The organism is Streptomyces sp. NPDC002623, assembly GCF_053592635.1.
The window spans coordinates 569,845-588,223 of sequence record NZ_JBSFWB010000001.1 but is presented as its reverse complement, the minus strand read 5'-3'; the positions used below and the strand labels follow the sequence as shown (position 1 = coordinate 588,223).

General features: G+C 71.9%; 17 protein-coding genes. 7 read left to right on the top strand and 10 right to left on the bottom strand.

All coding sequences use genetic code 11. The annotated features are described in order from the left end of the window. Positions 1-34: 34 nt before the first annotated feature. Positions 35-637 carry a 3'-5' exonuclease gene (locus ACWD4O_RS02350; RefSeq protein ID WP_451276584.1) on the top strand — a complete coding sequence of 201 codons (603 nt, stop codon included), beginning with the start codon at positions 35-37 and terminating at the stop codon, positions 635-637. Between the two features lie 162 nt (positions 638-799). On the opposite strand, the gene ACWD4O_RS02345 is transcribed toward ACWD4O_RS02350, so the two are convergent. The 9 genes from ACWD4O_RS02345 to ACWD4O_RS02305 all read right to left on the bottom strand — a co-directional run bounded on the left by ACWD4O_RS02345 (position 800) and on the right by ACWD4O_RS02305 (position 7,053). Further along, positions 800-2,173, bottom strand: a complete 1,374-nt coding sequence (locus tag ACWD4O_RS02345; protein WP_451276741.1) for an 8-oxoguanine deaminase — start codon at positions 2,171-2,173, stop codon at positions 800-802. Between the two features lie 28 nt (positions 2,174-2,201). Beyond that, on the bottom strand, positions 2,202-3,140 hold the full coding sequence (gene pucL / locus ACWD4O_RS02340) for a factor-independent urate hydroxylase (protein WP_451276582.1): 939 nt from the start codon (positions 3,138-3,140) through the stop codon (positions 2,202-2,204). Between the two features lie 6 nt (positions 3,141-3,146). Then, the gene (gene uraH / locus ACWD4O_RS02335; RefSeq protein ID WP_451276580.1) at positions 3,147-3,536 is read right to left on the bottom strand and encodes a hydroxyisourate hydrolase; all 390 of its coding nucleotides are present in this window, start codon (positions 3,534-3,536) and stop codon (positions 3,147-3,149) included. 7 nt (positions 3,537-3,543) lie between these two features. After that, a complete protein-coding gene (gene uraD, locus ACWD4O_RS02330) occupies positions 3,544-4,053 on the bottom strand; it encodes a 2-oxo-4-hydroxy-4-carboxy-5-ureidoimidazoline decarboxylase (protein WP_451276578.1) in 510 nt (169 codons plus the stop codon). A 145-nt stretch (positions 4,054-4,198) separates the two neighbouring features. Further along, positions 4,199-4,885 carry a hypothetical protein gene (locus tag ACWD4O_RS02325; RefSeq protein WP_451276576.1) on the bottom strand — a complete coding sequence of 229 codons (687 nt, stop codon included), beginning with the start codon at positions 4,883-4,885 and terminating at the stop codon, positions 4,199-4,201. A 98-nt stretch (positions 4,886-4,983) separates the two neighbouring features. Next, positions 4,984-5,349: a helix-turn-helix domain-containing protein gene (locus tag ACWD4O_RS02320; protein WP_451276574.1), complete on the bottom strand. Its 366-nt coding sequence runs from the start codon at positions 5,347-5,349 to the stop codon at positions 4,984-4,986. Then, positions 5,346-5,594 carry a hypothetical protein gene (locus tag ACWD4O_RS02315; protein ID WP_451276572.1) on the bottom strand — a complete coding sequence of 83 codons (249 nt, stop codon included), beginning with the start codon at positions 5,592-5,594 and terminating at the stop codon, positions 5,346-5,348. Before ACWD4O_RS02315 ends, ACWD4O_RS02320 begins: the two co-directional genes overlap by 4 nt. Positions 5,595-5,693: 99 nt before the next feature. Next, positions 5,694-6,638, bottom strand: a complete 945-nt coding sequence (locus tag ACWD4O_RS02310) for a hypothetical protein (RefSeq protein WP_451276570.1) — start codon at positions 6,636-6,638, stop codon at positions 5,694-5,696. Positions 6,639-6,642: 4 nt separating this feature from the next. Next, positions 6,643-7,053: a hypothetical protein gene (locus ACWD4O_RS02305; RefSeq protein WP_451276568.1), complete on the bottom strand. Its 411-nt coding sequence runs from the start codon at positions 7,051-7,053 to the stop codon at positions 6,643-6,645. 120 nt (positions 7,054-7,173) lie between these two features. Here ACWD4O_RS02305 and ACWD4O_RS02300 point away from each other — a divergent pair, with 120 nt between their 5' ends. From ACWD4O_RS02300 to ACWD4O_RS02275, 6 genes are all read left to right on the top strand, one after another. Beyond that, positions 7,174-11,790: a CHAT domain-containing protein gene (locus tag ACWD4O_RS02300; RefSeq protein WP_451276566.1), complete on the top strand. Its 4,617-nt coding sequence runs from the start codon at positions 7,174-7,176 to the stop codon at positions 11,788-11,790. Positions 11,791-11,820: 30 nt separating this feature from the next. Continuing rightward, a complete protein-coding gene (locus ACWD4O_RS02295; RefSeq protein WP_451276564.1) occupies positions 11,821-12,885 on the top strand; it encodes a hypothetical protein in 1,065 nt (354 codons plus the stop codon). A gap of 174 nt (positions 12,886-13,059) precedes the next feature. Continuing rightward, complete coding sequence (locus tag ACWD4O_RS02290; RefSeq protein WP_451276562.1) at positions 13,060-13,881, top strand: TIM barrel protein; 822 nt, start codon at positions 13,060-13,062, stop codon at positions 13,879-13,881. 25 nt (positions 13,882-13,906) lie between these two features. Next, the gene (locus ACWD4O_RS02285; protein ID WP_451276560.1) at positions 13,907-14,809 is read left to right on the top strand and encodes a 2-hydroxy-3-oxopropionate reductase; all 903 of its coding nucleotides are present in this window, start codon (positions 13,907-13,909) and stop codon (positions 14,807-14,809) included. 363 nt (positions 14,810-15,172) lie between these two features. Next, positions 15,173-15,421, top strand: a complete 249-nt coding sequence (locus tag ACWD4O_RS02280) for a hypothetical protein (RefSeq protein ID WP_451276558.1) — start codon at positions 15,173-15,175, stop codon at positions 15,419-15,421. A gap of 220 nt (positions 15,422-15,641) precedes the next feature. Then, on the top strand, positions 15,642-16,289 hold the full coding sequence (locus ACWD4O_RS02275) for a TIGR04222 domain-containing membrane protein (RefSeq protein ID WP_451276556.1): 648 nt from the start codon (positions 15,642-15,644) through the stop codon (positions 16,287-16,289). A 151-nt stretch (positions 16,290-16,440) separates the two neighbouring features. Here ACWD4O_RS02275 and gcl read toward each other — a convergent pair whose 3' ends face one another. Further along, positions 16,441-18,225: a glyoxylate carboligase gene (gcl, locus tag ACWD4O_RS02270; protein ID WP_451276554.1), complete on the bottom strand. Its 1,785-nt coding sequence runs from the start codon at positions 18,223-18,225 to the stop codon at positions 16,441-16,443. Positions 18,226-18,379 lie beyond the last annotated feature (154 nt).

Here is an 18,379-nt window from a genome sequence, read left to right as displayed (position 1 = left end):
GGCCATGGGACCGGACCTGCGATGATCCGGCTCCATGGCCGCACAACGCGTGAAACCGAGTCTCTACATCTCCGTCGACGTCGAAGCCGACGGTCCGATCCCGGGACCCTACTCGCTGCTGAGCCTGGGCGCGGCGGTCGCGGGCCGGCAGGACGCCGACGGGTTCACCGCGGCCGACCCCGACCGACAGACCTTCTATCGTGAACTACGGCCGATCAGCGCCGAGTTCGTCCCGGAGGCGCTGGCCGTGAGCGGACTCGACCGGGAGCGGCTGGCCGTGGAGGGGATCGAACCCGCCCTGGCGCTCGCCCAGTTCACCCGCTGGGTGCGCGAGGTGAGCGGGGACGCGCAGCCGGTGATGTGCGCCTACCCGGCCTCGTTCGACTGGACGTTCCTGTACTGGTATCTGATCCGCTTCACCGGCGCGAGCCCGTTCGGGCACTCCGGCTGCCTCGACATGAAGACCCTGTACGCGACCAAGGCGGGACTGCCGCTGCGGGCCGTGGCCAAGCGGACGATGCCGGCGGAGCTGCTGTCGAGCCGCCCGCACACCCACCACGCCCTCGACGACGCCGTCGAACAGGCCGAACTCTTCGCCAACCTCATGGCCTGGCGGGGGCCCGGATCGCCCCGATGATCTCCTGGCCCGCCCCCTCGGACGGGTCGCGTCCGCCGCGTCCCGGCGGCCCTGGCCCACGTGGACGGCGGAGGAACCGTTCCGGGGCGCGCGCTTCCACGCGCGCCCCGGTCACGGCTTCCGGGCGAGGGCCGTCCCCCTCGACCGGAGATCTTCAACCCGTCAGCCCTGCGCGGCGATCCGCGCCAGGCGCTGCGCCTCCTTGCGGGTGGAGCGTGCGATCGCGTCCTCGTCGGCGTGCAACAGGCGTCCGTCCTCGACGATCTGACGGCCGTTCACGAAGGAGGCGGTGACCGGGGCCGCCGCGCCGAAGACCAGGGCGGTCACCGGGTCGGCGATGGAGGCGTGGGCGAGGGTGTCCAGCCGCCACAGCACCAGGTCGGCCAGCTTGCCGGGCTCCAGGGAGCCGATCTCCCGTGCCCGGCCGAGGACCTGGGCGCCTCCGAACGTGCCGAGGCGCAGCGCCTGACGGGCGTTCAGGGCGGCTTCCCGGTGGGCCCCGAGACGGTTGACGAGCAGGGCGTTGCGCAGCTCGGTGTGGAGTTCGCCGGACTCGTTCGACGCCGTGCCGTCGACCCCGAGGCCGACCGGTACGCCGGCCGCCAGCATGTCGGGGACGCGGGCGATGCCGGCCGCCAGCCGGGCGTTGGAGGACGGACAGTGGGCGACGCCGGTCCTCGTCCGGGCGAACGCGTCGATGTCGGAGTCGTTCATATGGACGCAGTGCGCCATCCACACGTCCTCGCCGAGCCAGCCGGTGGACTCGAAGTAGTCGGTCGGGCCCATGCCGAACAGCTCGTGGCAGAACTTCTCCTCCTCGACCGTCTCCGAGCCGTGGGTGTGCAGCCGCACGCCGAGCCGACGCGCCAACTCCGCTCCCTGGCGCAGGAGTTCGGTGGAGACGGAGAACGGCGAGCAGGGGGCGACGGCGATCTGGGTCATCGCGTCGAAGGACGCGTCGTGATGCTCCGCGACGGTCGCCTCGGTGGCGGCCAGGGCGCCGTCCAGCGTCTCCACCGCGAAGTCCGGGGGCAGCCCGCCGTCCTTCTCGCTGCGGTCCATGGAGCCGCGGGCGAGGGTGAAGCGGACGCCCATGTCACGGGCCGCGCCGATGATCGCGCCGGACAGGTCGCCGGTGCCCTTCGGGAAGACGTAGTGGTGGTCCATGGCGGTGGTGACGCCGCCGCGGGCCATCATCGCCAGGGAGCCCTCCGCGGCCGCACGGACCATCGGCTCGTCGATGCGCGCCCAGGTGGGGTAGAGGGCGACCAGCCAGTCGAAGAGGTTGTGGTCGGTGGCCAGGCCCCGGGTGATCCACTGGTAGAAGTGGTGGTGGGTGTTGACCAGGCCGGGGGTCACCAGGTGACCCGAGGCGTCGATCCGGCGTACGACGTCCGTCAGGCCCTCGGGGGCCCGGCCCGCGCCGAGCGACTCGATGCGGTTGCCGGAGATGACGACGTAACCGTTTGCGTACTCGGTGTCCCGGGCGTCGACGGTCGCGATCGAGCAGTTCTCGATGACGATGCGCTGAGCCATCATGTGTCCTCTTCCTTCCGTGTCCGCTTCAGAGGTTGGTGAGGTCAGCCGGGATCCGCGCCTCGCAGCCGTCCCGCAGGACGGTGGCCTCGATCAGGCCGTAGGGGCGGTCGGCGGCGAAGTACACCGCCCCGTCCTCGGTGGCGTTCTTGAGCCCGAACGGTTCCAGGTCCACCAGGAAGTGATGCTTGTTCGGGAGGGAGAAGCGGACCTCGTCGATCTCGGCGCGCTGCTCGACGATCCGGGAGCCCATCGCGTAGAGGGTCTGCTGGAGGGAGAGCGAGTACGTCTCGGCGAACGCCGCGAGCAGGTGCCGGCGCGTCTCCTCGTACGAGGTCTCCCAGACGGGCGCCGGCTGCTCGTCGTCGGTCCAGTTGAACCGCCAGCGGGCGGAGACCTCGGTGGCGAGGATCCGGTCGTATGCCTCGGGGAGGGTCGTGTACTTGTCCTTGGCGTACCCCCAGAACTCGGAGTCCGTCGAGTTCAGCACCACGAGGTCCTTGAGCCCGGAGACGACCTCCCACGACGTGCCGTCGTAGGTGATCTGGGTCAGCCGGGTCTCCTGGCCCTTGCGGGCGAAGGAGTGCGCGCCCTCGCCGCCGTGCTCGATGCGCTCCCAGCCGTACTCCTCGACACGGATCCGGGCCGTCCTGATCGGCTCCTGCGAGGTGACGAAGTGGCGGGCGAGGTGGATGCCGAACTGCTCGGCGGACTCGATGCCGTGTTCCTTGGCGAACGCGTACACCGTGTTCTTGGTGGTGTCGGTCGGCAGGACGTTGGCGTTCGAGCCGGAGTAGTGGACCTCGTCCATGTCGCCGCTCAGCGACACGGAGACGTTGAGGTCCTTGATGTGGTGAGTGGCGCCGTCCCGCGTGATCTTCACGACTCGGTTCTCGGCCTTGCCGTACTGGTTCTGTCCCAGGATCACAGGGCGGGCCGGGCGGGCCGGGCGGGAATTGTCTGCCATCTTCTGCTAGCTCCCTCGGTATACGGAGTAGCCGAACGGGTTGAGCAGCAGCGGTACGTGGTAGTGCTCGCCGGGCGTGACGGCGAAGGTGATCGCCACCTCTGGAAAGAACACACCGCTGTCCCGATTCGCGGGGGCGTCCTGCTGCGCATCGGCTTGCTTCTTCTCGAAGTACGGTTCGACGGCGAAGTCGAGCCGTACGTGGGTGGTGCCCTCCGGCAGCGCCGGCAGGTCCTTGCACCGCCCGTCCGCGTCGGTCGCGGAGCCGCCGAGCGCCTGCCAGTCCGCAGCCCGGCCGCTGCGGGCGCAGAGCCGGACGGCGACGTCCGCGGCGGGACGGCCGATGCTGGTGTCCAGGATGTGTGTGGACACCGAGGCGGTGGTGCTGGTGCTCATGGCGGGCTCAGTCCTCTTCGACGAGTCGGGCGAGGCGGATACGGTTGATCTTGCCCAGCTCGGCGCGGACGATCTCGCGTTCCTGCTCCGGCGTGTTGCCGATCCGCTCCTTGACCGCGTCCCGCATCTGCTCGCCGGTCCGGCCGGTGGCGCAGATGAGGAAGACATGGCCGAACCGGTCCTGGTAGGCCAGGTTCAGTTCCAGCATCTCCGTCTTGAGCTCCTCGGAGGCGCCGGACATGCCGCGCTGCTCCCGGGCCGAGGTCGGGTCGCCCGGCTTCGGGCGGCCGATCGGCGGGTGCCCGGCCATGGCCTCGGCCAGGTCGGCCGCGGTCAGCGCGGCCGTCGCGGCGTCGTTGACCGCGTAGAGGTCGTCGGCGGTGGCGTAGGGGCGGGCCGCGAGCAGCCGGTCCGCCCAGGCGCCGGAGGCGCAGGCCTCGCGGAGCGCGGCACGGGCGGCGGACTCCCCGAGGCCGTTGAACCGGGCCAGGCCGGGGGGCGTGGAAGTCGAAGTCACGGGGCCAGCTAACGCCTCACCGCGACTTCACGTCAACACTTTGTTGAAAATTTCGGGTGACAGGCCCCCTCCGGGACCCGCCGTCGCTCAGGGGCATCGATCATCGCGCGCAGGTCTGCGAGCGATGCTTCGTTCTCCAGCCCTGCTACACAGGGGACAGGATGTAGCAGCCTTTCGACGTGCCCTTGCCGTTCGTGTTCGGCACGTCGTCACGGAAGTCCCGGTGGATGAACTGGCCGACCTCCTTGAAGGTCGCCGTGGCCTCTCTTGAGATCATGAGGCAGAAACGGCTGATGAGGGGAGTACGCCCGCTACTGCGTTTCAGCGTCAAGGTACCTTCGTAGCGGCCTACTGCGAATCTCCACCCGATGGCGTTGAACAGCATCACCGGCTGCTGAGGCTTGTCTCGACTCACCACCAGCGGGCTCGGGTCTGCCACGCGCTGATAGTTCAGGGAATTCTCCTGTGGATCGTATGAGAACGAGCCGGTCTCATCCCAGAAGAATGCGGGTTTCATGCCGTTCAGGTCAGCACGTTCCACCTCAAGCTGCGCTCCGGTGATCACCTCGACCTTTTGCGTCTCCAGCCTCGTGGACAGGGTGGGCTGGAGATACAGCCAGACATCGTTTCCTTGAGCTACCCGCAAGATGTGCGGGAGTGCAACATCAACATCCGGGTCCCGCTCGAGTTGGATGAAGTTGTAGGCGGACAGTGCGAGGGCGGCGATCCCGGCGACTGTGTTGGTCCACGCGTGGGCCAGATCGAAGCGCCTTCGTGCATGTGACGCATGTGACGAGGGGGGAGAGACCGTCCCGCGTTCATCGGACACCATGATTTCAATGGTGACCTACGAAAGCACCCATGGCGCGAGTCGGTCGGCCAGACGGGGGCCGCAATTCGGTCGAGCCTGCACTGAACAGGATTCGCACCTCAGCCCTTCTCCCGGTTCAGGTAGTTGTAGACCGTGAAGCGGCTCACCCCGAGGGCGTTCGCCACCGTTTCCACGCCGTGCCGGACGGAGAAGGCGCCGCGCGCCTCGAGTATCCGTACGACCTCCTGCTTCGCCTTGCGGTCCAGGTCGGCGAGCGGTCTGCCCTTCTTGCGCTCCATGGCGGCCAGGATGTGGTCGAGGGAGTCGGCGAGCTGGGGCAGCCGCACGGCGAGGGTCTCGACGCCGTCCCAGCTCAGGACGACGTCGTCCGGGCCGGCCTCGTCCGGCGGGAGCATCTCCCCGCCCATGGCGTCGACCAGTGGCTTCACCGCCGCGATGAAGGCTTCCTCGCCGCCCGTGGTCACTCGCCCTCCCCGAGGACGTTGACCTGGAGCGAGATACGGGTGGCGCCCGCGTCGAGGGACTTGCGCAGCAGGGCGTCCACGGCGGCGAGCACCGCGTCGGAGGCGCCCTCCACGGTGTTCCCGAAGGGTCCGACGTCCACCGCGTCCAGGTCGGCCGCCTCGATCACCGCACGGGCGGCCAGCGCGTGCGCGGGCGCCTCGTCGAGGTCGAAGGGCTCGGTGGTGAACTCCACTTTCAGACGCATCGCGCCCCACACCTCTCTGAACGGATCCGGGCCGTCGACGCCCCGGACCCCGACCCTAACGGACCCGGCGGACGATCACCCCGGACTCGGGATTCCGCCTCAGTCGGGAGGCAGCAGCAGGTCGGGCGCGGGGTCCCGGCCGTCCGCGAGGTAGGCGCTCAGCGCGGCGCCGTGGGCGAGGGTGAGCGGGCCCCGGCGGCCGATGCCGAGCTGCCGGGCCAGGTCCTGCGCGTGGAGTCGTACGGCGGACTCGACCAGGGTCGCGTAGCCGTCGGTGGCGGCGCGGAACCGGTGCCAGGCCGTGCCCGTGATCGCGCCGCAGAGCAGCACGCCCGGCCACCACAGGGCGGCGAGGGCGAGATAGAGCAGGCCCCAGCCCGCGAGGGTGGCGGCGCGAAGCATGCTCTCGCGCGCGGCAGTGATCTCGGCGCGTGTCGTGTCGGGGACGTGCAGCCACAAGTGGGGCCAGACCACGGCCACTTGGAGGCCGAGGTCGCCGCGCAGCCGGGTCTCCACGGCATGCAGCCGGTCCCCCGTCCAGGTGGGCCGGGCCGGCGTCGCGTCGGCGACCCGGCGCAGCCGGCTGCCGGCGACGGCCGCCCGGTGCGCCGCGTCCGCTTCAGGGTCGGCCAGGCCCGCCGCGGCCAGGGCGGCGCCCGCTTCCGCCCGACGCCGGTCGAACAGCCGTGCGCGGCGCGCGATCAGCCGGCGGACGACGGTGTGGGTCGCCGTCGGCCACGCGGGCCAGTCGGCGGCCAGCCACAGCCGCTCCACCAGGGAGCCCAGCGCCTGCGCGGCCAGCCCGCAGGCGGCCGCGGCGAGCAGGAAGGCGAGGAGGAGCAGAAGCAGGTCGGCGGTGGACACGGCGAGCGATCCGGTGTGCCGCTCGAGGCGGGTCGGCAGCGTGCCGAGCGCGTACCAGCGCGTGTGCCCCAGCTCCCGTCCGGCGGCCAGCGCGCCGAGGAAGAGGGCGCCGGGCAGCACGAGCAGCGTCAGCCATCGCTCGGCGAGCTTCTTGCCGAGTTCGGTCAGGAGGCCGTTCACGGCGTCACAGGTTCTTCAACCGCAGCGGGGCGCCGTCGAGTTCGCAGGCGGGCGGGGCGTCGGGGGTGTCGTCGGCCCAGTGGTAGCGCAGGCAGCGGCCGTGCGGGCACAGATAGATCCCCGGCTCGCGGCCGGCGCCGGGGACTCCGGCGAGCCGGGCGCCGGGGCCGCGGGTGCCGCCGTGCAGCCCCTTCGCGTCGCCCTCGGCGAGGATCCGCCGGTGCAGCCGCCCGACCGGCGCCTCGACGTCGCCCCCGTCGCGTACGGCGGCCAGCAGACCGTCGACGGCGTCCCGCGACTCCTGCTCGCGCAGGCGAGCGCGGAGGTCCTCCGCATGGGTGAAGAAGTAGACCAGCGCCTCGGACGTGCGCCGGGCCTTCCGGTCGGGGACGCTGCTCATGTTCTCTGCGGTCATGTCTTCTCCGGACGGGCCCTGCGGGGGCGCGGGGCGTGTGCGGGGGTGCGGTGTGACGATGCGAGTACGGTAGGGCAACTCCCGATCCGCGCCTGCCCCGTTGCTCTACTCTGCGCTGCCATGACCAGTGAACGGGAGGCGGAGCGCGACCGGCTGCTCGCCTCCGCACGGCGGCGATTACGGCGGTTCAGGGCGACCGGGGACGGATCGCCGTTGCGGACGCCGGAGGCGCAGGCCGACCTGCGGGCGCTGCACGCACTGCGGTCCGACGGCCGCCGCGACGCCGAGGCCGGCTACCGGCTCGCCTGGCTGCTGCTGTTCCAGCACCTCCAGGAGCAGGAGCCGGACGAATCCGTCGTGGACGCCATGGGCGAAGGATTCGCCGACGCCCTGCTGGCGGGCGTCGACGACCTCCCGGCCCAGTTCCTGCCCGGCATCGCGTCGATCGCCGAACCGGCCGCGACCGACCTGCTCCGGCAGGCGCGGTCGTCGTCCGATCCGGCCCTGCTCGACACGGTCCTGGAGCAGCACCGGCGGATCGTGGCCGCCACGCCCGACGATCATCCCGGACGTCCGCAGCGGCTTGCGAACCTCGGCGTCGCCCTGCACAACCGGTTCGAGCGGCGGCCGTCCGAGGAGGACCTGACCGCCGCACTGGACGCCCACGACGAGGCGGTCCGCACGACCCGGCCGGACGATCCCGACCTGCCGACGCGGCTCAGCGGGCGGGCGGGCGTGCTGTGGTCCCGCCACCGGCTGAAGGGCGACCCCGCCGACCTGGACGGCGCCGTCGAGGGGATGCGGGCGGCCGTCGACGCCGCGCCCGCCGGGTCCCCGAACCAGGCGCTGTGCCTGTCCAACCTGGCGCTGACGCTGCGGGACCGGTTCGGCCGGTACGGGGATCCGGCGGACCTCGACGCGGCCGTCGCCGCCGGCCGCGAGGCGTGGCAGGCGACGCCTGCGGACGATCCGAACCGGTCGCTTCGCCTGCACAACCTGGCCGGGACCCTGCTGATCCGCTACCGCGACGTCGAGGGCGTGACAGCGCTGCAGCGGACCGTCGACCGACTGCGCACGACGGCCGACGGCTCCGGCGCGGCCGACGGCACCGGCACGTCCGGCACGTCCGGCACGTCCGGCGCCCCGGCGGACGAGTACACGCTGTGCTTCCTGGCGGGCCTGGACGACATCCCGCCGGAGGTGGCCTCCGACGTGGCCGCGACGGCCGCGCCCCTGGCTCTCGCCCGGCAGTTGCGGCTCGTGAACGCCTACGACCCGGCCGAGCACGAGACCGTCATCGCGCTGTGGCGGCGCATCATCGGCATCACCCCGCCGGGGGATCGGCGACGGCACATCTCCCTCGCCAACCTCAGCCAGACCCTGCTGGCCCGCTACCAGCTCACCGGCGCCGAGGAGGATCTGGCGGCGGCGCTCGGCACCGCACGCCGGGCGGTGCGGGAGGCGCGGGAGGACGATCCGGAACGCGGCCTGGGGGTCGGCAACCTCGCGGCCGGGCTGTCCGAGCGGTATCTGCGCGAGGGGGAGACCGAGGATCTGGACCTGGCCGTCGACCTGACGCGGGAGGCAGTCGCACGGGCTCCGCACGATCACACCGACCGGGCCCAGTACCTCGTTTCGCTGGGGACGACCCTGGCCCTGCGGTTCGAGCGGCACGAGGACCCGGCCGACCTCGACGACGCCATCGCCGTCCTGCGCGAGTCCGCCCGGGCCGTGCCGGCCGACCCCAAGGGCCCGGGGCTCGCCCTGAACAACCTGGGCGAGGCGCTGGAACTGCGGCATGCCCGCACCGGCGACCCGGCCGACCTGAACGAGGCCGTCGGTGTGCTGCGGGTCGCCGTGGAGGCCACCCCCGAGGCGCATCCGGGTCGTGTCCAGTACCTGGCCTCGCTGGGCGGCGCGCTGACGACGCGAGGCCGACAGCTGGCAGACCAACAGGATCTGGAGGAGGCCGTCGACCTGTTGCGGGCCGCGCTCCCCGCCGCTCCGGCCGGCTCCCCGGTGCGGTCGCGGATCCTGCACAACCTGGCTCTCGCCCACTACCAGCGGCTCTTCCGGACGGGGCTGCGGCGGGCCGACCTGGACGAGGCGGTGACGGCGGCCAGGACGGCGCTCGTGGACCTGTCCCCGACGCACCCCGCGCACGCCAAGTCCCTCGGTCTCCTGGCGGACGCTCTGCGCATGCGGTACGAACAGACCACGAACCCCGACGATCTGGCCGAGGCCGTCGCGATCGGCCGGGATCTGCTCCGGCCCGGTTCCCAACTTTCCCCGGCGCGCTGGGCCGAGCAACTGGCCTCCGGCGCAGGGGCGTTGCACACCCGGTACATCCAGACGGCCTCGACGGCCGACCTCGACGAGACGATCGACGCCCTCCGAACGGCACTGCGGACACTGGCCCCCGGGCACAGCGCACGGCTGGTGATCCTGCACAACCTGGCGCTGGCGCTCCTGGCACGCTGTGTGCACACCCATTCCGGGCCGGATCTGGACGCCGCGATCGACGCCCAGCGCACGGCGGTGGAAATGGCCGGTCCCCGGCACAGCGCCCGCGCCCAACTGCTGGGCGCGTTGGGCGGTTTCCTCCAGGCCAGGTACCGCCACTCGGGTTCGAGCTCCGACGGGGACGAGGCGATCGACGTCCTCGCCGCGGCGGCCGAGGCCGCGCCCGTCGGCCATCCGGCGCGGGCCCAGGTCCTCCCCAACTGGAGCAACGCCCTGTTGATGCGGTCCATGGCGACGGGCGACAGGGCCGACCTCGACGTGGCGGTGGCGATCGCCCGCGAGGCGGTCGCCGTGATGCCCGTCGACGGCGTCTGGCGGTCCTGGGCCCTCGGCCGGCTCGGCCAGGCGCTGGCGCACCGCCATGAGTCGGGCGGTCCGGCCACCGATCTCGACGAGGCTGTCGCGGCCCTGCACGAGGCCTGCCACGGCACCGGAGGCAACCCGGTGGCGACGCCGATCCACCTGCAACTGCTGGGCGAGGCCCTCGCCTCCCGACACGAACGCGACGGCGACCGAGCCGACCTGGCGGAAGCGGTACGGCTGTCGGCGCAGGTCGCGTCGCTGCCCTTGGCGCCGCCCACCTTGCGCATCGCGGGGGCGGTACGGGCGGCGCAACTGCTGACGGCGTCCGAGGACGTGTCGCGTACGGCCGGCTTCTTCGAGGAGGCCGTGACCCTGCTGCACCGGATCGCCCCGCGGCGGCTGCGCCGAGGTGAACAGCAGTACCTGCTCAGCCGGTTCCAGGGCCTGGCGGCCGTCGCGGCGGCGCTGGCACTGCGCGACCCCGCGAGGCCGCCGGGCGAACGGGCCCTGCGCGCACTGCGGTTGCTGGAGACCGGGCGGGGCGTGCTGATGGGCCAGGCGCTGGACGCCTGGAGCGAGCTGGGGGTGCTGCGCCGGGCGCATCCCGAACTCGCCGCCCGCTTCGAGGAGTTGCGGGACACCCTGGATCGGCCGGACGACGGGGCGGACGCCTTGATGGGAGGCGTCCCGGGGGCTGGGGCAGGGCCCGGGTCCGCGACGGGCGACCGGCACCGGCTCGACGCCGAGCTGACCGCCGTGCTCGAACGGATCCGCGCACAGGACGGGTTCGGCTCCTTCGGGCTGCCGCCCTCGGTCGGCGAGCTCCTGGCCGCCGCGCAGGAGGGCGCGGTCGTCGTCCTCAATGTCACCACGGAGCTCTGCGACGCCCTGCTGGTCACCCCGGCCGGCGTCACCGCCGTCCCGCTGCCCGGGCTCACGCTGTCGTACGCGACGGATCTCGCCCACGCCTGCCAGCGCGCCGCGCACGAGGCGACGGACGACGACCCGGATGTGCGGACCAAGGCCCAGGAGACGCTGTCGGCCGTTCTCGGCGCGCTGTGGGACGTCGTCGTCGAACCGGTGCTCACCGCGCTGGGGCACGACCGGGCGCCCCGGGACGGGAGGTATCCGCGGGTGTGGTGGGTGCCCGGCGGGCCGCTCGCCCGGCTGCCGATCCATGCCGCCGGTCATCACGACGGGTCGGGCCGGGCCGTGCTCGACCGGGTCGTCTCCTCGTACGCACCGACCGTCCGCGCCCTGCGGCACGCCCGCCGCGAACTTCCGGACACCCCGGCCTTCGGCCCGCCGCTGGTCGTGGCCATGCCCAGCACGCCGGGCCATGCGCCACTCGACTTCGCGGCGGACGAGGCCGAGGTGTGCGCGGAGCTGTTGCCCGGGGCGGCGGTCCTGCTCGCCCCGGAGCGGCCGCCGACCCGCGACGAGGTGCTGCGCCGGCTGCCCGGCTGCCCGGTCGTCCACTTCGCCTGCCACGGCGACAGCCTCTCCGCGGACCCCGCGCAGCACCGGCTGCTCCTGCACGACCACGCCGAGAGCCCGCTCACGATCGGTGAGCTGGCCACCGTCCGGCTCGACCACGCGCGGCTCGCGTACCTGTCGGCGTGCGGGACGGCCGTCTCCTACGACGGCGTCCTCCTCGACGAGGCCGTGCAGCTGACCTCGGCGTTCCAGCTGTGCGGCTTCCGGCATGTCGTCGGCACCCTGTGGCCGGTCGTCGACGGAACCGCCGTCGAGTTCGCGGAGGCCTTCTACGCCGCCCTGCGGCCCGGACCCGACGCCGCCCCGGACCCCGACCGGTCGCCGTACGCCCTGCACGCGGCCGTGCGGCGACTGCGCGACGAACTGCCCCGCACACCGTCGCTGTGGGCGTCCCACGTCCACACCGGCGCCTGAATCCGAGCCTCACCCAGAAGGACAGAAAGCATGCACCGCACACCGTTTCCGCCGCACACGTTCGCCCGCCACAAATGGCTCCTCAACCTCTTCGCGGCGCTCTCGCTGGCCGCGTTCTTCTATGTGGGAGGCCGGTTCGGCGCGGGTGCGCTGGGCGTCCTCTTCGTGCTGTGGAGCGCGGCGCTATTGTTCTTCGGCTATCAGGAGGGGCAGAAACAGTTTCGCGCCGTCGAGGAGGATCGCGCCCGGGCGCTCAAGGCGCACATCGCCTCGATGGCGGAACGGATGCTGTTCGCGGGGCGGGAGGAGGGGTGGGAGTTCGAGGCGTCCTGCGCCGAGACCGCGGTGGGGTTCGGCCGCATCCCGCAGGACGTCCCCGACCTCGGGCTCGCGAAGGAGGAGGAACAGGCCGTCGCCCGGCACGCGGCCGGCCTGGTGGCGGAGGGCGTCCTGCGCACCCGGATCGACGGCTTTCCCGTCACCGCGTTCGATCTGGAGATGATCAATGACGCCGATGTGCGCGAGCTGCGCAGGCGCTGCCGCTTCGAGCGGGCCGCCGAGGCGTCCAAGGACTATCTGACCGTGGTCGCCGTGCACCTGCCGGTGCGGCTGCCGTACCTGGCCTCGGTGCACCCCTTCGCCCCGGGGTCGCGGATCGCGTGCACGGCGGACGACGACTTCGCGGAGTTCCTGCTGTCCGTACCGGCGGTGCGCGCGGCGGCGCTGGACGTGGAGCGGCCGTGGTCCGTGCAGGGCGGCCTGCTCGTCTCCTGCGCGCTGACAAACTCCGGCCTCGATGTGGCGGACGTGGTGGAGGTCGCCCGGCGAACCGCCCTGCTGGCGGGCGCGTTCCCCTGGTCCGAGCTGGAACGCTTCCGCGTCGAAGCGCCCGAGACCGGGGCCGAGACGGGGACCGGGGCTGGGACCGGGGCTGGGCAACACTCCCTGTGGGTCCACGAGTTCACCAACAGCCTGTTCGGCCCGCAGATGCGGCGCTGGGACGAACAGCGGCTGGGCCGCACGGAGCTGCGCGCCTTCCGGTCCACGCACGAGTGGCTGAGCGAGCGGGCGCCGGCCGAGAACCTCGCCGGCTGAGCCGACCCGCCGAGCCCCCGGAGCCCGGCGGCCTGCGCTCTTCGCGCGTGCCGCCGGGCTCCGACGCGTTCCCACCCCTTGACAAGCCTTGAGACCGAACGGCAATCTTCCAGTAAGCAGAAAACAACTTCCGCAATATGGAATTCTAGGACTCGGAAGGGAGCGCGAGAGCCCATGGGCTTCGAGGACCAGCGCTTCAACGTCAACCTGTCGATTCTCTTCACGGAACTCCCGCTCCTGGAGCGCCCCGCGGCCGCCGCCGCGGCCGGTTTCACGGCGGTCGAGCTGTGGTGGCCCTGGATCGACTCCCCCACCCCCGAGCGGTCCGAGCTCGACGCCCTGAGGAAGGCGATCGAGGACGCGGGCGTCCGGCTCACGGGCCTCAACTTCTACGCCGGCCGGCTCCCGGGCCCCGACCGCGGCGCCCTCTCGCTGCCCGGCGCGGAGTCGGAGCGGTTCCGCGCCAACATCGACGTGGCCGCCGACCTCGCGGGCTCCCTGGGCTGCAAGGCGCTCAACGCGCTGTACGGCAACCGGGTGGACGGCGTGGACCCGGCCGAACAGGACGCGCTGGCCCTGGAGAACCTCGTGCTCGCGGCCCGCGCGGCGGACCGGATCGGCGCGATCCTGCTGATCGAGGCACTGAACCGGCCCGAGTCGCCGCGGTATCCGCTGGTGAGCGCACCGGCCGCGGTCGAGATCGCGGACCGGGTCGACGCGGCGTCCGGGCTCGGCAACGCACGCTTCCTCATGGACCTCTACCACCTGTCCATGAACGGCGAGGACCTGCCGTCGGTGATCGATCGGTACGCGTCCAGGACCGGCCACGTCCAGATCGCCGACAATCCCGGCCGCGGCGCGCCCGGCACGGGCGCACTGCCCCTCGCCGACCTCCTCGACCGGCTGCGGAAGGCCGGTTACGACGGCTGGGTCGGCCTGGAGTACAAGCCGGGCGACCGCCCGAGCGCCGAGGCCTTCGACTGGCTGCCCCGCTGATCCCCCCGTACCGAGAGGCATCCCGATGAGCAACGCGAACAACGCACTTCCCAGGATCGCCTGGATCGGCCTCGGCATCATGGGCTCCCCCATGTCCGAGAACCTGATCAAGGCGGGCTACGCCGTCACCGGCTTCACCCTGGAGCAGGACAAGCTGGACCGGCTCTCCGCCGCCGGCGGCTCCGCGGCCGGGTCCATCGCCGAGGCGGTCCGGGACGCCGACGTCGTGATCACGATGGTGCCCGCCTCCCCGCAGGTCGAAGCCATCGCATACGGTCCCGACGGCATCCTGGAGAACGCACGGGCCGGCGCACTCCTGATCGACATGTCCTCGATCACCCCGCAGACCTCGATCGACCTCGCGCGGGCGGCGAAGGACAAGGGCATCCGGGTGCTCGACGCCCCCGTGTCCGGCGGCGAGGCCGGCGCCGTGGAGGCCGTGCTGTCCATCATGGTCGGCGGCGAACAGGCCGACTTCGACGAGGCGAAGCCCGTCCTCGAGGCGCTCGGCAAAACCATCGTGCTGTGCGGACCGCACGGCTGCGGGCAGACCGTGAAGGCCGCCAACCAGCTGATCGTCGCCGTGAACATCCAGGCGTGCGCCGAGGCCGTGGTCTTCCTGGAGAAGTCGGGCGTGGACCTGAAGGCCGCGCTGGACGTCCTGAACGGCGGACTCGCCGGCTCGACCGTGCTGACCCGCAAGAAGGACAACTTCCTCGCCCGCGACTTCAAGCCCGGCTTCCGCATCGACCTGCACCACAAGGACATGGGCATCGTGACGGACGCCGCCCGCGGCGTCGGCGCGGCCCTGCCCGTGGGCTCGGTGGTCGCCCAGCTGGTCGCGAGCCTGCGCGCGCAGGGCGACGGCGGACTGGACCACTCGGCCCTGCTGCGCGGCGTCGAGCGCCTCTCGGGCGCACAGCTCTGAGACTTCCGGGCGGCGGCGCCGCTGACATCTGTCCTGTCGCGCCCAGGCGGTGGCGCCGCCCGGAAACCCGGCTCACGTACGGACTCTGACGGGAGGTCAGGATCCGTGCGTGCTGAGGGACCGCGGCGGCCTGCGAGCCAGTGCGGTGGTGAAGGAACGGGGTCCCCTCTCGACCTGAGGGAGGAGGCCCGCGTCTCCGTCGTATCCGCCGCGGTCCCTGCCCACCGGACAGTGGGTCGCCCATACCCACCCCAGCGCTCCCCCGTCGGCATGGCCGAGGGGGAGCGCTGCGCGTCGTCCCGCCCGGCTCCACCCGGCTCCGCCCGGCATGCGGATCCCGCCCACCCGCAGGACGCTGAAGGCATGGGCAATCCGACGCAGTATCCGCACATCGTGGTCCACGCCCCGGCGCTGGACGGGTCCCGCCGGGTCACCTCGGGCGACACCGTTCTCGGGGTCGCCTCGCATCTCGACGACGTCGTCGAGATCCTGCGCCTGGCCGACCTGGACCGGATCGAGGTGGAGGAGAGCGACCTCATCGAGTGGCAGGGCGGCGGCCCCGACGACTGGCCGGGCCTGTCGGAACACCATGAGGAGCATCACGAGGCCTAGAGCCAGAGAGGTCGAGGGGGCCGCTCGGGGCGACGAGCGGAGCGGCGAGCGGAGCGGCGAGCGGGGCGGCGAGCGGGGCGGCGAGCGGGGCGCGCCAACCTCAAATCAACCTCTGAACGTCGTCCGGCAGGCTTCAACCGCCCCCAGGACAGGGCACATTGTCGTCACGCGGGAGCCCGCCGACACGGGGGCGGCGGGCTCCGCTTCCGGGGGGAATGACATGAGCAGAGGCACGTCGGTCCGACTGGAGCCCTACGAGGTCGCGCTGATGCGGGGTGGCACCCGATCGGCGGTCACGGTGGCCGTGCTCGCTCTGCAGCTGCGCGGTCTGGTCGACGCGGGCAGACAGGGACGGATCCGCACGACGGGGGCGGCGGGGGCAGAGGCTGGGGCAGGGAGTGGGGCAGGGACTGGGCCTGCGGGGAACTCGGGAGACGACCTCCCGCCCCTGCCGACGGCGGTGTACGCGGCGCTCCAACGCCCCGCAAGCATCGCGGAGTTGGAGGCCGCGCCGGGTGTGCGCGGGGCGCTCTCCGAGCTGCGGGCAGGGCTCGTCGCGGCCAGGATGCTGCGCTCCCTCCCCCCGCGCCGGACCCGCGCCGCTCGGCAGGCGCTCCGCGCCCTGGTCGCCGGGCATCCCCTGCCGACGGACCGGAAGGCACTGTCGCCGGACGACGTCCTGATCGCCGTCGCCCTGCACGGGGAACCCGCCCTGAACGTCCTCGCCGCGCGCTTCGCCCTGCGGGCGGGGCTGACCGCCCGGGCCGAGGTGGCGGACAAGGGGTTCCACCGCAACGCACCCCGGGGCGGCGGCACGGGCGGCGGGTCGTACGTCTCCTGCGGAGGCGGGAGCGGCGGCGGGGACTGAGCGCCGCAGAAATCGGACCGAGCGCATCGGGCCGAGCGCCTCAGAAACACGCACGGAAACCGCATACGGAAAACGGAGAGAGGCGGCCCGTCCCCCGGATGGGCCGCCCCTTTCGGACGACAACCGCTCGCGTCAGACCTTCAGCGTCCGGTCAGACCTTCAGCGTCCTGATCGACGTCGGCGCGTGCGCCGGCTCCGTGGCGAGTTCCTCGAACTCCACGACGTTTCCGATGTCGTTGGTGGTGCTCATCGAGATGTTGGTGACGCGTTCCAGGATCGCCTCGACGACGACCGGCACCTGGAACTCGGCGGCGAGCTTCTTCGCCTGCTCGAAGGCCGCGCCCAGTTCGGCGGGGTCCGTCACCCGGATGGCCTTGCACCCGAGCCCCTCGACGACCTTGACATGGTCGACGCCGTACACCCCCAGCTCCGGCGAGTTGACGTTCTCAAACTCCAGGTTGACCTGGAAGTCGATCTCGAACGCCCGCTGCGCCTGACGGATCAGCCCCAGGTAGGCGTTGTTCACGAGGACATGGACGTACGGGATCCTGTGCTGCGCGCCGACGGCCAGCTCCTCGATCATGAACTGGAAGTCGTAGTCCCCGGAGAGGGCGACGACCTGCGCCTCGGGGGCGGCCTTGGCGACCCCGAGCGCCGCCGGGATCGTCCAGCCGAGGGGGCCCGCCTGGCCGCAGTTGATCCAGTGCCGCGGCCGGTAGACGTGCAGCATCTGCGCGCCGGCGATCTGTGAGAGGCCGATGGTGGTGACGTACCGGGTCTCCGGGCCGAAAGCCTTGTTCATCTCCTCGTAGACGCGCTGCGGCTTGATCGGGATGTCGTCGAAGTGCGTACGCCGCTGGAGGGTCGCCTTCTTCTCCTGCGCAGCGGCCGCCCATGCCGAACGGTCGGGGAGCGCGCCCGCCGCCTTCAACTCCCTCGCCACCTCGACGAACAGCTCCAGGGCCGCCTTCGCGTCCGAGGCGATCCCGTAGTCCGGGGCGAAGATCCTGCCGATCTGGGTGGGCTCGACGTCGACGTGGACGAAGGTGCGGCCGGCCGTGTAGACGTCGATGCGGCCGGTGTGCCGGTTGGCCCAGCGGTTGCCGATGCCGAGGACGAAGTCGGACGCCAGGAAGGTCGCGTTGCCGTAGCGGTGCGAGGTCTGCAGGCCGACCATGCCGGCGTTGAGCTCATGGTCGTCCGGGATCGCGCCCCAGCCCATCAGGGTCGGGATGACCGGGGTCGCGGTCAACTCGGCGAATTCCACGAGGAGTTCGGCGGCGTCGGCGGTGATGACCCCGCCGCCAGCGACGATCAGCGGGCGCTCGGACGCGTTCAGCATCCGGATCGCCTTCTCGATCTGCGCACGGGTCGCGGCCGGCCGGTAGACCGGCAGCGGTTCGTAGGTGTCCGGGTCGAACTCGATCTCCGTCTGCTGGACGTCGACCGGCAGATCGATCAGGACCGGACCCGGCCGGCCGGAGCGCATGAGGTGGAAGGCCTGCTGGAAGACGCCGGGGACCTGCGCCGCCTCCAGGACGGTGACCGCCATCTTGGTCACCGGCCGCGCGATCGAGGCGATGTCGACGGCCTGGAAGTCCTCCTTGTGGATCACGGCGGTCGGGGCCTGGCCCGTGATGCACAGGATCGGGACGGAGTCCCCGATGGCGGAGTACAGCCCGGTGATCATGTCGGTGCCGGCCGGACCGGAGGTGCCGATGCAGACCCCGATGTTGCCCGGGTGCGTACGGGTGTAGCCCTCGGCCATGTGCGAGGCGCCCTCGACATGGCGGGCGAGTGTGTGCTGGACGCCGCCTGCGGCCCTGAGCGCCGCGTAGAAGGGGTTGATCGCCGCGCCGGGGACACCGAACGCGCTGGTGACGCCCTCGCGCTTGAGGATCTCGACTGCCGCGCGGGCAGCGGTCATACGAGCCATGGAGTACTCCTCGGATTCGCTCTCCCGTCGCGCCCCGCGGGTGAGAGCTCAGCTTCCCTGCCGTTTTCCATCTTTTCCGTAATACGGAAACTGTTTTCTACTATCTGGAAGCAATGTAAGTGGGCGGGCAAAGGTCGTCAAGAGACGGACAAGC